Annotated in this window: 20 protein-coding genes and 3 pseudogenes; 8 read left to right on the forward strand and 15 right to left on the reverse strand. The window is 70.4% G+C overall.

Annotated features, from left to right (window positions below; translation table 11 throughout):
• Positions 1-33 precede the first annotated feature (33 nt).
• A pseudogene (locus AB0M46_RS04290) lies at positions 34-359 on the forward strand (MMPL family transporter); the annotation flags it as partial.
• A 186-nt stretch (positions 360-545) separates the two neighbouring features.
• On the opposite strand, the gene AB0M46_RS04295 reads toward AB0M46_RS04290, so the two are convergent.
• The 9 genes and pseudogenes from AB0M46_RS04295 to AB0M46_RS04335 all read right to left on the reverse strand — a co-directional run bounded on the left by AB0M46_RS04295 (position 546) and on the right by AB0M46_RS04335 (position 5,204).
• Positions 546-818, reverse strand: coding sequence for a hypothetical protein (locus tag AB0M46_RS04295; protein WP_363332839.1), 273 nt, complete (start codon positions 816-818; stop codon positions 546-548).
• The gene (locus AB0M46_RS04300; protein WP_363332840.1) at positions 797-1,195 is read right to left on the reverse strand and encodes a DUF4265 domain-containing protein; all 399 of its coding nucleotides are present in this window, start codon (positions 1,193-1,195) and stop codon (positions 797-799) included. Before AB0M46_RS04300 ends, AB0M46_RS04295 begins: the two co-directional genes overlap by 22 nt.
• Positions 1,087-2,403 carry a PQQ-binding-like beta-propeller repeat protein gene (locus tag AB0M46_RS04305; protein ID WP_363332841.1) on the reverse strand — a complete coding sequence of 439 codons (1,317 nt, stop codon included), beginning with the start codon at positions 2,401-2,403 and terminating at the stop codon, positions 1,087-1,089. Before AB0M46_RS04305 ends, AB0M46_RS04300 begins: the two co-directional genes overlap by 109 nt.
• A complete protein-coding gene (locus AB0M46_RS04310) occupies positions 2,400-3,149 on the reverse strand; it encodes a WXG100 family type VII secretion target (RefSeq protein WP_363332842.1) in 750 nt (249 codons plus the stop codon). Before AB0M46_RS04310 ends, AB0M46_RS04305 begins: the two co-directional genes overlap by 4 nt.
• An 8-nt stretch (positions 3,150-3,157) precedes the next feature.
• Positions 3,158-3,535 carry a hypothetical protein gene (locus AB0M46_RS04315; RefSeq protein ID WP_363332843.1) on the reverse strand — a complete coding sequence of 126 codons (378 nt, stop codon included), beginning with the start codon at positions 3,533-3,535 and terminating at the stop codon, positions 3,158-3,160.
• A 39-nt stretch (positions 3,536-3,574) separates the two neighbouring features.
• Positions 3,575-3,877: a hypothetical protein gene (locus AB0M46_RS04320; protein ID WP_363332844.1), complete on the reverse strand. Its 303-nt coding sequence runs from the start codon at positions 3,875-3,877 to the stop codon at positions 3,575-3,577.
• Positions 3,878-3,918: 41 nt separating this feature from the next.
• Entirely contained in the window at positions 3,919-4,212 is a 294-nt protein-coding gene (locus tag AB0M46_RS04325) for a YbaB/EbfC family nucleoid-associated protein (protein ID WP_363332916.1), read from the reverse strand.
• 78 nt (positions 4,213-4,290) lie between these two features.
• A pseudogene (locus AB0M46_RS04330) lies at positions 4,291-4,577 on the reverse strand (ABC transporter ATP-binding protein); the annotation flags it as partial.
• A gap of 63 nt (positions 4,578-4,640) precedes the next feature.
• Positions 4,641-5,204, reverse strand: coding sequence for a DUF5994 family protein (locus AB0M46_RS04335; protein WP_363332845.1), 564 nt, complete (start codon positions 5,202-5,204; stop codon positions 4,641-4,643).
• 744 nt (positions 5,205-5,948) lie between these two features.
• Here AB0M46_RS04335 and AB0M46_RS04340 point away from each other — a divergent pair.
• Both AB0M46_RS04340 and AB0M46_RS04345 read left to right on the forward strand, forming a co-directional pair.
• Positions 5,949-6,836, forward strand: a complete 888-nt coding sequence (locus AB0M46_RS04340; protein ID WP_363332846.1) for a sigma-70 family RNA polymerase sigma factor — start codon at positions 5,949-5,951, stop codon at positions 6,834-6,836.
• A 14-nt stretch (positions 6,837-6,850) separates the two neighbouring features.
• Positions 6,851-7,777 carry a nitroreductase gene (locus AB0M46_RS04345; protein ID WP_363332847.1) on the forward strand — a complete coding sequence of 309 codons (927 nt, stop codon included), beginning with the start codon at positions 6,851-6,853 and terminating at the stop codon, positions 7,775-7,777.
• Positions 7,778-8,010: 233 nt separating this feature from the next.
• Here the strand turns inward: AB0M46_RS04345 and AB0M46_RS04350 are convergent, their stop codons facing one another.
• The 4 genes from AB0M46_RS04350 to AB0M46_RS04365 all read right to left on the reverse strand — a co-directional run bounded on the left by AB0M46_RS04350 (position 8,011) and on the right by AB0M46_RS04365 (position 9,880).
• A complete protein-coding gene (locus AB0M46_RS04350) occupies positions 8,011-8,367 on the reverse strand; it encodes a hypothetical protein (RefSeq protein ID WP_363332848.1) in 357 nt (118 codons plus the stop codon).
• Positions 8,368-8,452: 85 nt separating this feature from the next.
• On the reverse strand, positions 8,453-8,881 hold the full coding sequence (locus tag AB0M46_RS04355) for a response regulator (protein ID WP_363332849.1): 429 nt from the start codon (positions 8,879-8,881) through the stop codon (positions 8,453-8,455).
• Positions 8,882-8,894: 13 nt separating this feature from the next.
• The gene (locus AB0M46_RS04360) at positions 8,895-9,389 is read right to left on the reverse strand and encodes a hypothetical protein (RefSeq protein ID WP_363332851.1); all 495 of its coding nucleotides are present in this window, start codon (positions 9,387-9,389) and stop codon (positions 8,895-8,897) included.
• Positions 9,390-9,676: 287 nt separating this feature from the next.
• Positions 9,677-9,880 carry a cold-shock protein gene (locus AB0M46_RS04365; RefSeq protein WP_344611067.1) on the reverse strand — a complete coding sequence of 68 codons (204 nt, stop codon included), beginning with the start codon at positions 9,878-9,880 and terminating at the stop codon, positions 9,677-9,679.
• Between the two features lie 455 nt (positions 9,881-10,335).
• Here AB0M46_RS04365 and AB0M46_RS04370 point away from each other — a divergent pair.
• Both AB0M46_RS04370 and AB0M46_RS04375 read left to right on the forward strand, forming a co-directional pair.
• A pseudogene (locus AB0M46_RS04370) lies at positions 10,336-10,860 on the forward strand (AI-2E family transporter); the annotation flags it as partial.
• A 303-nt stretch (positions 10,861-11,163) separates the two neighbouring features.
• Positions 11,164-11,451 (forward strand): DUF4193 family protein, encoded by a 288-nt coding sequence (locus AB0M46_RS04375; protein WP_363332852.1) that lies wholly within the window; start codon positions 11,164-11,166, stop codon positions 11,449-11,451.
• A gap of 1,336 nt (positions 11,452-12,787) precedes the next feature.
• Here AB0M46_RS04375 and AB0M46_RS04380 read toward each other — a convergent pair.
• Complete coding sequence (locus tag AB0M46_RS04380) at positions 12,788-12,943, reverse strand: DUF6131 family protein (protein ID WP_363332853.1); 156 nt, start codon at positions 12,941-12,943, stop codon at positions 12,788-12,790.
• Positions 12,944-13,260: 317 nt separating this feature from the next.
• Between AB0M46_RS04380 and AB0M46_RS04385 the strand changes: the two genes are divergently transcribed.
• The 3 genes from AB0M46_RS04385 to AB0M46_RS04395 all read left to right on the forward strand — a co-directional run bounded on the left by AB0M46_RS04385 (position 13,261) and on the right by AB0M46_RS04395 (position 14,782).
• The gene (locus tag AB0M46_RS04385; RefSeq protein WP_363332854.1) at positions 13,261-13,824 is read left to right on the forward strand and encodes a hypothetical protein; all 564 of its coding nucleotides are present in this window, start codon (positions 13,261-13,263) and stop codon (positions 13,822-13,824) included.
• Positions 13,825-14,215: 391 nt separating this feature from the next.
• Positions 14,216-14,587 carry a hypothetical protein gene (locus tag AB0M46_RS04390; RefSeq protein WP_363332855.1) on the forward strand — a complete coding sequence of 124 codons (372 nt, stop codon included), beginning with the start codon at positions 14,216-14,218 and terminating at the stop codon, positions 14,585-14,587.
• A 21-nt stretch (positions 14,588-14,608) separates the two neighbouring features.
• The gene (locus AB0M46_RS04395) at positions 14,609-14,782 is read left to right on the forward strand and encodes a hypothetical protein (RefSeq protein ID WP_363332856.1); all 174 of its coding nucleotides are present in this window, start codon (positions 14,609-14,611) and stop codon (positions 14,780-14,782) included.
• 248 nt (positions 14,783-15,030) lie between these two features.
• On the opposite strand, the gene AB0M46_RS04400 is transcribed toward AB0M46_RS04395, so the two are convergent.
• Entirely contained in the window at positions 15,031-16,200 is a 1,170-nt protein-coding gene (locus AB0M46_RS04400; RefSeq protein WP_363332858.1) for an FHA domain-containing protein, read from the reverse strand.
• Between the last annotated feature and the right edge of the window lie 12 nt (positions 16,201-16,212).

Genomic DNA, 16,212 nt, shown 5'->3' on the forward strand with positions numbered 1-16,212 from the left:
ACGGCGTCGACCGGCGGCAACACCGGGAACTACGGTCTGTACAGCATCCGCCTCAACGTCTCCGGTTGGCCCTACTGACCTGCCTCTACCTGGCACTGGTCGTGGGTCTGGCGTTCCTGCTGCTCATGTTGGTGTTCCGATCGGTGCTGGTACCGATCAAGACCACCCTGGGCTTCCTGCTCAGCCTCGCCGCCACCTTCGGCGCCCTCGTGGCACTCTTCCAATGGGGCTGGGGCGCCGACCTGCTCGGCACCGACCACACCGGGCCGATCGTCAGCTCCCTACCCATCGTCGTGATCGGCATCGTGTTCGGCCTCGCCATGGACTACCAGGTCTCCCTGGTCACCCGGATGCGCGAGGCCGGACGGAGTGCTCGTGCCCGTCATCCGGCGGTTCCTGCGAAGCCCGACGGCCACACACAGCGGGCTCAGCAACACTTCACCCGCGACGGAAGCGGCCGAACTCGAACGGCTGGCCGACCAGATGCGCGCCCAGGGGAGGGCCCGGTAGGCGATCCCTGGACTCACCGGCGACGCCGAGCCCGATCAGCCCGGCCAGGCCGGCACTGTTGCGGATGATCTGCCCGGCGGGGCCGAACCAGCCGAGCGAGCATGCCGCAATACGTGGCCGTGCGGGCCGAGCACCGCCGACGGCGCGGCCGGCGCGCATTGGGCCAGCACGGCGATGCTGACCCAGAAGCCGTTCATGGCCGCATGGCCGTGGGCGATGACCTCGAAGACCGGGTCCTCGGAGAAGGTGCAGAAGAGGTCAATGTCCGCGGCGAGGTGGCCGCCGGTCAGCCGGTTTCGTAGGCCCACCAGCCCTGCTCGACCCCGGCCCGGAGGAGCCGCTTGAGGCCGGCGAGGTCGGCGTCGGGCGGCACGTCCACGGCGACGAGCGGAAACTCCGCGCTGAACGACTCGCCGCCCAAGCCGAACGGGGCGAGCCGCTCGTGCACGGCCTTCGCACTCGGGCCCAGCGGCCCGCCGGGGTGCGGCAGGATCCGTACGACCGAGTGCCCGGACGCGGCGACCCACCCGACCGCCCAGAATTCAACCCCACCCCTTTCCGCGGCCCCGGCCGCGGTCAGAGGCGGTAACGGCGCAGCTCGGGCGGGCGGGCGTTGCCGCCCTGGCAGGCGAATGCCGCGTCGCCGGTGGTGCCGCACAGGCGGACCGAGCCCGTCGACGTCCACAGCTGCCGGCCGGTCGCGGTGTCGAACGCGGTGACCGCGGTGGCCATCTGGACCTTCGACGGGGCGTCGCTCGCCCGGTCGAGGCGGTCGACGGTGGCGACCAGCGTGGTGCCGACGACGGCGTGCTCCTCGTTCAGGGCCGAGGCGGGCGTCCGGTTGTGCCTGTCGAGGGCGGTCGTCCAGCGCCGTTCACCGCCGGACAGGTCGTAGCCGGCGAGCGGGCCGCGGCCGTGGTCGGTGCGGGTGACGACGATGCCGCCGGCCACGCCGAGCGGGTAGTCGCCGGCGGGGCCCGTCCAGGCCGGGTCGCCGTTGTGCACGTCGCGCACCTGCGGGCGTTCGGCGGGGTCGAGGGTGAGCAGCCAGTCGCCGGCGACGGCGAGGTACCCGGGGGCGGCGCACTGCGGCGCGTCGTCCGGGCGGCTCAGCAGCCACTGGCCGACGGTAGCGGTCCAGCGGGAGGCGCCGGCGGACAGGTCGTAGGCCGTGACGGTGACGTCGCACGCGGTGCGCTGCGTGTCCCAGGCGAGCAGCATGTCGGGGGCGGCGAGCCGGACCCCGGCCGGGTCGGCGATCGGCACCGTCGCGACCTGGTCGCCGGCCGCGGTCGTCAGCGACACGATGCTCCGGTGGCCGTCGACGCCCTGCACCGCGACCGGCACGACCGCAATGGGTCCGGGCTGCAGGGGCTCCGCGGCCCGGACGTACCACACCGTCTGCGCGCCGCGCAGCGGCCGGCTCCACCGGGCCGCGCCGGTGGCCAGGTCGACCGCGGTCAGCGTCGGGTCCGGGCCGGGGCGCAGCCGATACGCCGCGTCGGCGCCGATCGTGAACCGGTCGCGGTCGCGCACATCAGTGAACGCGCGCAGCTCCGCGCCGGTGCCTGCGTCCAGGACCCGCACGGGCCGGCCCGGCTCGGCGAGCACGACGCCGGCCCGGGTGAGCGCGACGGCCGCCGCCTTGTCCGCGGGCCGCTGCCAGCGCACGGCCCCACTGCCGCCGTCGAGCACCGCGAGGCCCCGCTCGGCGCGCACGAGCACCCGGCCCTCGGCCTCGACCGCGCGCTGCGGCGCGCCGATCTCGCCCGGCAGCGCCGCCGTCCACACCGCCGCCGCGCGGGGCCCGTCGTCGACGGCCGGCCCTGCGGCCTCCGTGCACCCGGCCAGCAGCAACACCGCCACCGGCAGTACCCGGACGGCCCGCCTCACTCGGAGTCCCACGGCTTGCCGTCGACCTTCTCGGGCTTCCAGTCGTGCGTGTAGTCCCCGAAGACGGCCGTGCTCGGGTCGCCGGTCCGGGCGAACTGGGCCGAGTCGATGACCGGCACCGCGTCGACCGCCTCGGCGAGGGTGAACTGATTCTGGTACACGTCGAGCTTCCAGCTGGCGGCCTTCAGCGACGCCGTCATGAACCCGGTGACGCCGTCGGTCATCATCGTGGCGATGTCCGCCGGGTCCCCGGCCATCCCGTTCCACAGGTCGCTGAAGGTGGTCTGGGTCGCGTCGAGGTACTCCTCCATGGCATCGTGCATGCCCTTGAGGTGCTCCATGACGGCGTTGGCGCACGCGGTCCGCAGGCTGTTGAGGGTGTCCCCGGCCTGGGTACACCGCACGGCGTGGTCGCTGGCCTTCTGCGCCAGGGTCGCGACGTAGGCGTTGACCTCCTGCCACACGTGCCCAAACGACTGCGCCCCTTCGCCGGCCCAGCTGTCCTGGAGCAGGTCGTACTTCTGCCGGGCCTGGTCCAGGATGCTCTCCTGGTACAGCTGGTGCAGCACGTGGACCTTGTCGGCCTTGCTGAACATGATGTCGGGCCGGATCTTCAGCGCGGCGTCCAGCAGTTTGGACGGGATCAGCGCGTCCGGCACGCCGGCCATGAACGTCTTGGTCGCCCAGTCGGCGGCGGCGATGTCGCGCTTGAAGCCGCCGACGGTGTTCTCCAGCACGTCACCCATCGGCCCGCCTATTTCGCCGGCTGGATGACGACCGCGGACTCCGAGCCGTGGTACTGCTCGCCGGCCCGGAACCCGGCGACCTGCGAGTTGATCGTCGTCGCCGCCATGACATCCGCGTGGCTGTAGTTCGCGACGACCTGGTACAGCGAGAGGCCGATGCCCTCCATGACCTTCACCAGCTCGGCCGACTCCTCCTTGCGCCAGGTCAGCGCGTTCTCCCACGCGTCGTAGAACCCCTGGGCCCACGGCGCGTCGCCGCCGAAGTGCTCCTTTTCGACCCGGCAGTTGTCGTCGAGGTACCGCGGCACCTGCCGGACCGTCGACGCGTCACCCAACCGGTCCGACGCAAACTGCCTGATGATGTTCAGATCGGCTTTCAAAGCCATTCCCCCAGGTGTACTGCGATGAAGTGGCGCCGCCGCGCCTCAGGCAATCGCCCGGCGCAGCTGCCGGACCTGCAGCTCGTTGGCCGCGGCGAGACAGTCGCGGTAGAGGCGCTTGACCTCGTCCGCGAGTTCCTGCTCGGTGTAATGACCGGCGACGCCGTTGCCGAGCGCGACCTCCCGCACCCGCAGGTCGCCGCCGACCGACACGGCCACCCGGCCGTCGCGCGACACCCGGCGAATCTCCTCGGCCGCCGCGGTCCGCTGTGCGGTGCGCAACGACTCGTACACCCGGGCGTGCACCGCCTCCACGAGCCGCAACGACTCCAGGATGCCCTCGTCCATCGTCCAATCCCCCGTCCCGAAGTCCTGACCGGCGAGGCCGGTCAGGACCGACCTACGGCGATCCGTCCGGCGTCGATGACCAGGTCCTGCGCTCGCCGCAGCGCATCGGTCAGCGCGCCCGCGACCGCCCGCTCGCCGTCGCGGCGCAGCGCCCCACCGGCGATCCGCAGGTCGCGCAGCTCGCCGGTCGCACTGATGACGACCTCCACCGTCCCGTCCAGCGAGGCGACGGTGGCCCGCACGTCCCGGAGCCGCGACCGGGCCTCGCCCCGCCCGACCCCCGCGCCCACCCCGGCCGCCCGGACGGCCTCGGACAGCGCATTCGCCTCATTCATGACAGCGAGTATAGGCATCATGTACAACCCCGAGCGCCCATGCCTAGCCTTCAGGCGGATAGACACGGTGGTGTGGGTGCCTTGGCGGTCGCGGATGGCTTGGAACAGGGCGTCCTCGGCGCGTGGGTCGAGGGCGGAGGACGGTTCGTCCATGCTGAGCAGGTCCGCGGTGCGCAGGAACCCGCGGCGGCGGTGATGTGCTGCCATTGACCGCCGGAGAGGTCTTGGCCGTTGGCGAAGGTCCGGTCCAGGAGGGTTTCGTAGCCGTGCGGCAGTTCGACGATCATGTCGTGGGCGGCGGCTCTCGCGGCGGCGGCTTCGATGCGGTGCTGGTCGGGTTCGGCATCGCCGTCGCCGATGGCGATGTAAAGGAGTCTGCGTGTCGCCGTCCGAGCATTGAGCAAGAGTCCTGTGTCACCGGCCGTGGGTCACCTCGGCGCGTGAGTATTTGCCGAGCCCCTCCCGAGCCCCTCCCGGGCGTCGTGGCCGCCTTCGTTGTCCCAGAAGGTGGTCGCGTCGACGCCTTCGCTGCGCGCGACGGTCGGTGTGGTGCGGGATGCGGCGAGGATGGCGGGAGCGCGCAGTTGATTGCCCGGGTCGGCGGCTGCGGCCATGGCGATGTCTGCGGTTGCGGCGGAGACCTCGGGTGGCACGACAAGCAGGTCGATCTGGTCGCCGCGCTCGGTGGTGGCGATCAATATGGCGGGGTCGACGGTGCTGAACCATCCGGCCCGCACCACGCGGGTGCCGACCGCGAGGCGCCGGAAGTGGCCGTCCCAGCTGTGGCTGTTGAGCATCAGCTGACGGATCGGTCCGTACCGTTCGTTCAGGGCCAGGATCAGTCCCGGCAGTTCTGCCACCGGGTCCCTGGAGCGGGGCCACCACCCGCCGTCGAGGACGGCTCGTGTGGCGCGCACGGCGGTGAGCGACAGCCGCGGGTGGGTCGGTGGTTCCGGGGGAACGACGGTGGCGCGCTGTGCGGCGGTGAACATGACTGGACCCCTCTCCCGACCTGCGGCTGCCACCGGACGACCGGCACGGGAGCCTGCAGCTTGCGTCGGCGCGAATCGAACCTTGCCGAGCGGGCTGTGGTCCGTCGGCGGTGTACGTATCGGTCACCGGGGTCTGAGGTGTCGAAGCCAATCCTACGCCCGTGAGGCCGAAACGATGCGCTCGGCCTACGCCGACGATCTTCCCCTGGACGACCACGACCACCTGATCGCCCTCGGCTGAGACGATCGACGCGGATGAGGACCCGCAGGTGGCCGAGCTCGAGCAGCGGTGCGTGAACATCCACGCGGATCTGTGGGGTTCGCCGGGACGAGCCCGACCGGTGACGGCCGGCGCGCAATCGTGACCCGCGCCGGTCACGGCGACAGGGCAACGGCGCGCCCGCAACCTGGCGCGGCAGACGTGACCGCGGCGGCTGGCGTTTCTGAGGGCAGCCCGTATCGACCGGACGCCGGACCACATCACTCCTGGTGGGGCTGCGTTCACGCGTTCGGGACGGCAACGGCGGCGACGCGACCGATGAAGTCCGGGTCCGCTTTGAGGATGGCATGGATCAGCGTAAGGTTGGTTGCGGGAAGCGATCTGCATCCCCGCGCCCGTCAGCCTTTGTGCCGAGCGCCTCTTCCGCCGCTTGGACCTCGCGGTGACGACCAGTGAGCCCGGCGCTTTAATAGAGGCGCCGTCCCTGCCGATTGCTGCGGCTGTCCCCTGATGGGGCGTGGACCATGACTATGCTCGCCGTGCCGACCCCGATCACCGAACCACCCCCGGATACCGAACGCACACCGCGGCCCGCGCCCATCCCTCCCGCGCCGCCGGCAACCGGCTCCAATGCTCCTGCCCTCACCAGGCTGCACCTGCCCAGGGATACCCCGTTCCCGACGGAACACCTGCTTCGCGCACGCGGCCGTCTGCCGCTGAAACACCCTGACCGCGATGTCCTGCGGGCCCGAGCCGTCGAGGACAACCTGCCGCTGGCCAACCGGCTCGCCTGGCGCTATGCCGGTCGCGGGGAACGCTACGACGACCTGCGGCAGGTCGCCGCGCTGGCGCTGGTCAAGGCCGTCGACGGCTACGACCCGAACCGGACCACCCCGTTCGTCAGCTACGCCGCTCCGACCATCATCGGCGCGCTCAAACGGCACTTCCGCGACACCGCCTGGGCCATGCGCGTGCCCCGAGCCGTCCAGGAACTCCTCCTCGAGATACCGGCCGCCACTGAGCATCTCACGCAGCTGCGTGGCCGTGCACCGACGTCGGCCGAGCTCGCAGGCCACCTCCACGTCGCCATCGACCTCCTGTGGGCGGCGGTCAGCGCCGGCCAGGTGTACCGCCTGCCGTCGCTCAACGAGTCCGTCACCGGCCACGACAGCGCCGAGCTCATCGACCTCACCGGCGCCGTCGATCCCCGCTATGGCGCCATCGACGACCACCTCACGCTCGGGGTGCTCGTCTCCGCGTTGCCGCCCCGGCAACGGCGGATCCTCACCATGCGGTTCTCCGAAGAGATGACCCAGGCCCGCATCGGCGCCGAGCTCGGCATCTCACAGATGCACGTCTCCCGCCTGCTACGGGAAGCCCTGGCCCAGCTCCGGGCCGGTTTGCGAAACTGAACGGAGGCGCAGCGATGAGTGAGATCCCGCACCAGGCGCCGTTGTCGGCCGAGGACGTGTTGTACGAGGCGGCCCATGTGGCCTGTCTGGCACCGTCGATCGAGGACTCCCAGCCCTGGCTATGGCGCATCCGCGGCACTGCACTCGAACTCCGCGCGAACCGGTCCCGTCAGCTGACCGGTGCCGACCCGCAGGACCGGCTGATGACCATCAGCTGTGGTGCCGTTCTGCACCACGCCACCGTAGTCCTCGCCGTTCTCGGGGCCGCGGCCACCGTCGAACGAATCGAGGACCCGGCCGACCCCGACCTGATGGCCGTGCTGAGGCTCACCGGTCCGCACCGGGTGACCGCCGAAGAGATGCGCCTGCACCACGCCCTGCGCACGCGCTGCACCGACCGGCGTCCCTTCCTGGGCGTCGCGGCGCTGCCGGAGGAGGTATCGGCGCTGCTCCATCGGGCGGCGGAGCCGTTCGCGGTGAACCTGCACGCGGTGGCGCCGTCGCCGAAGGCCGTCCCGTCCTTTGCGGCATGGTCAACTGACGCCCATCGCCCGGCCGGCTGGATGGGCTTTCGGATGCCGCCGGCTCGCGACGCCGTACCGACCAGGGCGGCAGTCCCGAAGATGACACGGACCGGACCGCTCCATGATCAGGGGTGGGGCGAGGACCGGTACACCACGTACCTGGCGTTCACCACCGCGCACGACACCCGGACGGACTGGCTGCGCACCGGCGAGGCGCTCAGCGCGGTCCTGCTCACGGCCACAACCGTCGGGCTGGCATCGTCGGTGATGCACGACTCTGTCGAACCACTCGGCGGTGCACCGGCCGGACACCTGCAGCTGACCATCCGGCTCGGCGTCAACGAGAGCGCCCCCGCGGCACCGTCGACGCCCCGCCGACCGCGCGAGGAGGTCATCGAGGTGGTACCGGAGAACTGATCGGGCTGCCGTCACGGCGTCGGCGCCGGCGGTGGGACGCGTCCATCAACGAACACTCAGCCACCAGGGTCAGGAGCAGCGCGGCCCACTCTACCCCTGTCCGTCCGATTCACCGAGGACGCGAGGGGCGAGCGTTGCCGCCGACTGTCAGGTGTCCCGGGGCGTCGACGCCGTGAAGGCCGCCAGACCGCATTGGGTCGGCGGATATGTGCTCAGGAATCCGTAGGAGATCGTCATCGCCGACGACCGGCCGGCCGGGGATCGGCATGGACGCAGCGGTTGCCGTTCATTGTTGGCATGAGACCCACCCTCGATGGCGGGTGCGGCGCCGGCCGGCGAGCACAGAATACTGGCCAGGCCGAATGCTTCCGCGTCGAGGAACTGGGCGACGGCCTACGCCGAGGCCGGCCGAATCGCAGAAGCCCGAGGTCGGTGAGATCGAGCACGATAGTGGCGACGACATTGGTGGCGGTGGCGTCTGTGGTGGCGGCGAGCAGGTGGTGGCAAGTGGTGAGGTCGAGGTTGCCGTGGGCGGCGATGGTGAGCGTGTCGTCGTTGGTGGCGACATCGAGGGTCAGTGGTGCTGTCATCCGGGCCGCTTGATGGTCGCCGGGGCCGTCTGCGGCAGGTGCAGGTTGCGCCGGTGGACGTCCTGGTGGGTGGCGGTGGGGGGTGTCATGCGGGGAGGCGGACGGTGTCGAGCCAGAACTGGTTGATCCGGCGGATGACAGCGGTGAAGTCGTTGTAGTCGGAGGGTTTGGTGATGTATGCGTTCGTGTGGGCGTTGTAGCAGGCGGTGACGTCTTCCTCGGCGCCGGAGGTGGTCAGCACGACGATGGGGATGGTGGCCGTGGACGGATCCGTTTTGAGCTGGCGCAGTACCTGCCGCCCGTCAACGCGGGGCATGTTGAGGTCGAGCACGATGAAGTCCGGGCGTGGCGCGGTAGTGTGAGCGCCGCGGCGGTAGATGAAGTCGAGGGCCTGCTCGCCGTCACGCGCCACGTGAAGAACAGTTTGCACAGCGTCGTCTTCGAACGCCTCGCGGGCCATCAGTTCGTCGCCGGGGTCGTCCTCGACGAGCAGGATCTGTGCGACGCCGTTCATGACCGGGTCTCCTTCAGCCGTACCGCTCCTGGCCTGCGCAGTGCCGGCCGGTGAAGGAGAAGTCGCCCGCCGCCGACGGCCGCCGTAGGGCAGCTGGGATCGCAGACGAGACACGGATGCTGTCACCGTACCCGCTGCGCGTGGTCCCGGCGAAAGACGCGACAACCGCCGCCCGCGGCCGAGCCGGTCGGAACGATCCGGTGCGCGTCTCGCCGTACGGAGCGAGCCGGGCGCCGACCACGTGCCGGAAGTTCAGCAGTAGGGCGGAGGTCTGCTCGTCGCCGAAGCGCGAGACCGTCAGCGCGCGGACGGACTCTTCCGCCATCCACGCGGTGAGCTGCTCGATGGAGAGCTGAGTGCCGCGCACCCGCAGCACGAGTTCCTTGTTGCGGCCGACGGTGAGCAGATACAGCAGACAAGTCCCATGCTCGATGGGCGTGCGTCCCCATCGAAGGGTTGCGACATCGACCGATCGTCCACAATGCACAATAAACCACTGCGGCACCATGCGGTCCTGCCGCGGCGGCGGGAGCCCGGTCTGCGATCAGCGCCCGCGCCGGCCGGCGCCGACCCGGGCCCGCATGGAGAACGCCGCCGCCGAGGACCGGATGGGCGGTACCGCCGCGACGGCATCATCGCGGTCCGAATGTAGGAGGGCCGTCCCGCCCGGCGCAGACTGACCGTGTCGCGGGATGAGCGGAACCAAGGTGACACGCAGACATCGCGGCAGTCCGGTTACGTGGTGCATCGACGCGGGCCGGCCGCCCGGCGGCCCGCCCGTGTCGATGAGGTGGTTCAGATGACGCGGATGTTCGCGGCCTGCGCGCCCTTGGCGCCCTGTGCGATGTCGAACTCGACCCGCTGGTTCTCGCCGAGGCTGCGGAAGTCGTTGGAGGTGATCGCCGAATAGTGGGCGAACACGTCCGCGCCACCGCCGTCGGGAGCGATGAACCCAAAACCCTTGTCGGGGTTGAACCATTTCACTGTACCGGTCGTCATGTGATCTCCATCGAAGGCAGGATCCTGAGCCCGCTCGCCGGACCCGGCGTCGCGGCGGTGATCGCCCAGGTCTTGAGACGACCGAAAAACAAAAGAGCGCCCGGGGGATCAGATACCCACCAGGCGCTGGCCAAGTATTCGGTACTCACAACTGCAACTTTTTCACCGTACCACGGTCCTGCGTGCTGCACATCCGATGCGGGATTCCAGGGACGACCGCATCGGGCATCTTGTCCAGGCCGCGACCTCGGAGGACCCGACCACCTGACTGGCCCGCGGTCCCGTGGACTCACCCTGGCCGGGGAGGTTGGATGAGTCCGCTGCGTCTTCACGACCTCGTCACGCCGCACGACCACGCCAGGTTTCAAGCAATCGCCAACGGCACGGGCGCCGGACGATCGCTCGGGCCCTGCGACGTAATAATTGATCACCGTGCCGTTTAGGGCCGGTCCGCGGTATTCCTGGGCGCGTTCATCCCGGTCGTCGGCGCTACCCTGTCCGGGGGCATCGCCGTGCTCGTCGCGCTCGTCACCCACGGCCCGGTGACCGCGCTCATCGTGCTGGGCATTGTGGTCGCCGTCCAACAGCTGGAAGGCCACGTCCTGCAGCCACTCATCATGGGCCGCGCGGTCGCCCTGCACCCGCTCGCGGTCATCCTGGCCATCGCCACCGGCGTCGTCACCGCCGGCCTCGTCGGCGGCCTCGTCGCCGTGCCGCTGCTGGCCGTCGTCAATACCGCCGTACGCTACCTCGCCGACCATCCCGCCGCGGAACCGACCCCGGACCGGGAACCTCCCGACACTGAACTGACCGACCCCGACGAGGCCGCAGCACAGCACGCCGTCGCCGCCGCGGTCGAGGAGGCGGCCCCCGATGCGCCACCCGCCGAGGCCAGTTCGGTAGAACTGCATCCCGGTCGCGCCGACGTCGGAGCCGGCGCCGTCACTTCAGGCACCTGGACCCACCTAGACCGGGAGTAACACCCCGGGCAAACCCGCCCGGTCCTGCTAGTGTGGGGCGGCGCCCATCGGACGATTCGACCGCAACCTGTCATCGAGCAGTGCGAGCATCGCCGGATGCTCCGCAGTTCTTCAAGGTGGCCGCGGGTCACCACCACGAGGGCACGCCCGAGCACCCCATTCCAGCCGTGCCGGGATTCCGACCTTGGCGCGGCCTTCAGGCACAGCGCGTCCCGTCGGCGGCACCACCTGGCGCCCGCCCAAGACGATCGATCACCCTTCGGAGCGGACATGCGTGCAGCACACCCAGAGACTCGGCGGCGAATGAACGTCGACCACGACGCGGCCCGCCCGAGCCAGGCCGAGGCCACCGACGACGGGCTCGACGCACTCACGGGCTCGCACGCCAAGGGCCGGGCCGGCAACGCCGACGTCGACGACGTGGCCGGGCCGGTCTCGGCATCCGACCTCGAATCCATCGACGAAGAGATGTCCGTCCCCGTCGTGCCCATGCGTGGTGACGAGTTCAGGTGCGGACGATGCTTCCTGATCCACCATCGCAGCCGGCTCGCCGACGATCACGGCGTTCAGGTCTGCCGCGACTGCGCCTGAACGGCACGGCGGTCAGACGCGGGGCGGCACGTGCGGGGCGAGCAGCGCGGTATCGCGCTGTGGTCCTCGGCGCTCTCGCTCTGGCAATGTGTCGCGCTCGACCGCAGGTCGTTGCCTACTGCGACAGGGACGACCTGCCTGTCGGGGGTCAGGTCGCGGCGGGCGTTTGAGTCGGTGTCATCGCCGCGACGAGGGTGGCAAACACGACGTCATGCGCGACCCGATGGTGAACCACAATGTCCAGAGCGCCGCCTGGCCTTGCGATGGCGCCCGGATTTCTCACGCGAACGACGCCTGGCTCGCTCACCCGTCACCGGCGCCTTCGTCTCTCCCGGCGACCGCGCCGCAGCCGTCGGCGTGCCGCGCTCACTTCCGGACGGCGCCTGTCCCTTGCCGGTCGGCGAACCAGCAGCGAGCCGGTCCGCGGTGCGGTGGTGGAGCCGGCTGATCGGCGACTCATGGACGGTCGGTGAGCTACTCTTCGGCATTCGACCGGTAGCCGTCGGCAGCGCGGGCGCGTACGGTGTCTGTGTCACCCCGGTCCCCGGTGGCTGAGTCCTGCTGACATCGCGGCTCACCGACCACCTTGAGGGTTCGCACGACCGGGTTTTCTGCATTCGTTGTTCGTGGCCTGTCCGGCCGCTCCCCGGGCTGCGGTGGCGCCGTCGTGACCACGCGCCTGTCCGCATCGATGCTTTATTCGGAGGGGGGAAGGTGGTATCCCGGACGGCACGCTGCCCGGGATACCACCACCACTCACCGCGCTGCAGCGCGGGTGTCATCGCGGCGACCGGCAGCAGCCCACCGCCCAGCAGATCTCCGACGCTCGTGCGCGACCAACTGGCCCTCGCGAAGGTGGAGCTGGTCGAGAAGGGTAACCGGGCCCGGGCTCGGCGGCGGGCTGCGCGGGGCAGGGACGATGCTGGCCTGGTTCGGGGTCGGGCTGGCTGCTCATCCTGCTCGTGGCGGCGCTGGACCTGGTCTGGCCGCTGTGGCTCGCGGTACTGGTGAGGCGGTCGACGACGCCAAGCAGCGCCTCGGCGCCGCGGCGGAGTGGACACGCCGGACGGTGAGCGATACGGCGACGTGGTGGCGGACAAGGGTGGTACTGCGATGGGCCTCAGGGCGGACAGGACCGGCGCCGCGGTGACGTCGACGCGCGACACTATCCGGCGCGCCGACCTGCCGGCTGAGGCGCACCGGATGCTGTTCGTGGGCAGTGATTGCGGCCATCCTCGCTGTGGCGGGGTGTGGTCGTGCCTGGGGCCATGCTTCACCGCGCCGCGCGCCTGCCGCCTGCCGCGGACCCACAAGATCCAGCGCGATAGCCCATGAGCTACCAGTAGTGCCGCCGGCCAGCGACCGGCCTTCCAACCGAGCCCAGGATAAACAGCACCGCCCCGACCACGAGCAGGACCGCGCCGATAATCGTCAGGATCGGGATGTGCAAGAACAAGCCGAGCAACAGCAGGATGACGCCGAGAATGAACATTTGAGCTCCCAGAACGAATTTCGACCAGGAGCCGGGCTACCCCCCCCCGCGCGCCTGCGATAACCGTTGCGACCGCGGCGGTCCGGACCGGTGCCGCATGGTTCGGCTCCCCGAACGCCGCAACCACCCGGGCGCCGACCCTGGCGTTACCCGTACACCGGCCGGCGAGGGCACACCACCGGTTCGTGCGCCAGTAGCACGACGGCATCGCGGTAGTAGCTCGGCAAGCGGCGTAGAAATCAACCCACGGGGCATCGAGTGCGTCAGGACCTGATGTCTGCAACGCAGACATCATCCGTACGCGTGAGGAGGTTGCCATGAACCAGGAACACACACTGGTCCGGACGCTGCACGACGTCGGCGCCGCGGTTTGGCTGGGCGGATCGCTCATGGGCGCGGTCGGTCTCAACGGTGCGTCGAAGGACGTCACCGACCCCGACGACCGGACCCGGACAGCCGCCCGTGGCTGGGCGCGGTGGGCACCGGTGTCCGCGGCGGCGATCGGCGCGCACCTGCTCGGCGGACTCGGACTGCTCATCGCCAACCGCGGCCGCGTCCTCAGCCAGTCCGGCGTCACCGCGAACACCGTGGTCAAGACCGCGCTGACCCTCGCCGCGATTGGGACCACCGCCTACAGCGGCGTACTCGGCGTCAGGCTGGCCCGTGCCGGGAAGGTTCCCGCTGAAGGCGGTACCGTCCCTTCGGACGCCACCCCGCACGATGTCGCCGTCACACTGCAGCAGCTGCGGGCATTGCAGTGGGCCACTCCCGCCCTCACCACCGCGATCGTCGCGCTCGGCGCACAGCAGGGCGAACAGCAACGCCCCAGCCGGATGCTCGCCGGCGTAGGCGCCAAGCTCGCCCGGGCCACCGGCCGATAATCACGCGTTCACCGACCGCGAAGGCGACCTACATGCGCCGTGGCGTCACGGCACCGGCGTGTTCGCATTTGCCAAGGGGCTGCTGTACGCACACTGCGGCTGGCTGTTCAACCGCGAGGTCATCAATAAGCCCGCTTCGCTCCTGACTTGCTCGCCGACCGCGGCATTCGGGTCGTAAACCGGCGCTGGCCCGCCTCGCCGCCAAACGCGTGCTACTGCGCGCCGAGCGCGGTGGTGAGGGCGGTGGCGAGGCGGGGACGCCCACTACAGGGCACGAAGCTGCTGCGCGGGGGCGACGGCGTCCGGGGTTTCGGCTGAGGGGATGGTGCTGCCTTCAGCGGGGACTTTCCCGGCGCGGGTGATCCGGGTGCCGAGGACGCCGCTGTAGGCGGTGGTGCCGATCGCGGCGACGGGCGACCTCCACGCCACGCTCGACCAGCAACTCCTCAACGTCCCGGTAGGACAGGTTGAAGCGCAGATACCAGCGCACGGCGAGAACGATGACCTCCGGCGGGAACCGGAACCCGGCGAACGCCGACCTTTGGAGGCAGCCACGGACCAGGGCGGGTCGATGACTTCACTGCTCAAGTCTGCCTCGATCTTGCTAACGCTCAATGCAACGGTGCCCCTGTTCGACCGCCGGAGGTCGACCTTCAACAAGTACGTGCCGAAGGTCGCGACGTCGCGCCCCTGGTCGCCGACCGCAGATGCCGGACTCGTCGTCGACAACACGCCGCTGGCGATCCGCTGCCACGCGACCTGATGGCACAGATGCCCCGAGGTCATGATCGCCGGTGTCACCCGACCAGTCGGTGAAGGCCGCCAGCCGGGGAGCGTCGTTCATGACGCCCGGGTCGGCGAGCTGCTTGCGGTGGCCCGGCAGCGCGGGCTGCGGTCCCACGCGGACGCCGAACTGCTGCTCGAGCTCCTCGGCAGGCATTTCCCGGTCGGTGCGTAGCCGACCCTGTTGCATCGACCGCACGACGCACGCTGGGGAGGCGGCGCAAGAGATGGCCGCCCGCGCGACCGGCCCGGCCGGTCGGCCCGGTGCGGCACGACCAGGCGGCGGCGCCGGCGAGCACGAGACGGCCTGGCAGCGGCGCGGCCCGGCTCGGTGACCGAGCTGCATGAGCGCGGTGGTCTTGCCGGTGGTGAAGTCGGTCTGGGAGAACGCGACGATGCCGTCGTAGTGTGCTTTCGCTCCGCTCAGGGGTTCAGTTGGGGGGAACTGGCGGTCCTGGCCCAGCGTTGGATGCGGTCGGCGTGGTGTTGTGCCGCCGTGACGTCGGCTGCGGTGGTGGGTCGTCCGTGTGCGGCTTGGTCGGCCAGGGCTTTCAGTGCGGCAGCGGCGGCTCGGACGTCGTCATCGGCCCAGCCGCGGGTGGCGTGGTCGCGGGCGAGTAGCGCCAGGCAGAACCGGTCGTCATCCAGCGAGCGGCCGGCGGGCAGGCCGCGGGCTTGCCGAGCGGCGTTGACGCTGGTGAGCCAGTCGGTGCCGTGCTCGTGGGCGAGTTGCGCCTGCAGGAGTGATGCGACAGCGCGTGCGGCCCGGTGGGCGGCGTGGGCGACTCTGGTCTGAGTACGTTGGGCGAATAGCGTGGTGCCCGGTCCTTTGTCGGGTTGGGCCGCAGCTTCTGGAGTGGCCGGTTCCTGGTCCCGGGCTCGTGTGGCATCGATCCGCCGTGTGAGCCAGTCCAGGTCAGTCGGCGTGACCACGCGCATCGCCAGCAGCCATTCGCACAGTGGGCGGCGGGTGTCGCGGACGCCCTCGAGCCCTTCGACGCCGGCGGCGATCAGGGTGTCCCGGACGTCTTCGATTCGGCGTGTGACCTGGGTGCGAGTCAGCCCGAGCAACCCAGCGATCTCGTCGTATCCGCACGGTCGGGGGTCGTAGTGCGGGTATGGGCGCAGGTATCCGCGGGTCAGCGCGACGAGGACCTCGCGACGGTTGTCGGTGAGCCGAAGTGTCGGCACCCGGGTACTCACCGGGTCCTGCCCGGTGGGCGGCGGTGTGGACTCGACCGGGAGGGGATCGCTGATACGGAGGTTCAGTGCGTACGTCCAGGTCTCTCCCGGTACCAGGACGGTGAGCCGGGGCTGGTCGACCGCCCGTCGGCTCAGCGGCCAGCCCGCCTGCGCGACCGGGAGGGGCACAGCGAAGCCATTCGCGTCGGCGATGTGTAGCGGGCGTTTACCACTGAGGTTGGTGACGAACCAGGTGCCGGCCTCGGACCGGATCCGACCGGCCATTCGGCTGATCCCCGCGTCGGCGGCGTCCAGCCGCACGGTGCAGCGGCTGTCCCGGCCGAACGTCAACTCGTCGCCGTCCTTCAGGGTGTACGTCGTGTCGTGCACATCGACGACGAGCGTCCCCATGGCCGTATCCCT

Origin of the sequence: Dactylosporangium sp. NPDC051485 (genome assembly GCF_040682015.1) — a bacterium.
In the GTDB taxonomy this organism is placed as follows: domain Bacteria; phylum Actinomycetota; class Actinomycetes; order Mycobacteriales; family Micromonosporaceae; genus Dactylosporangium.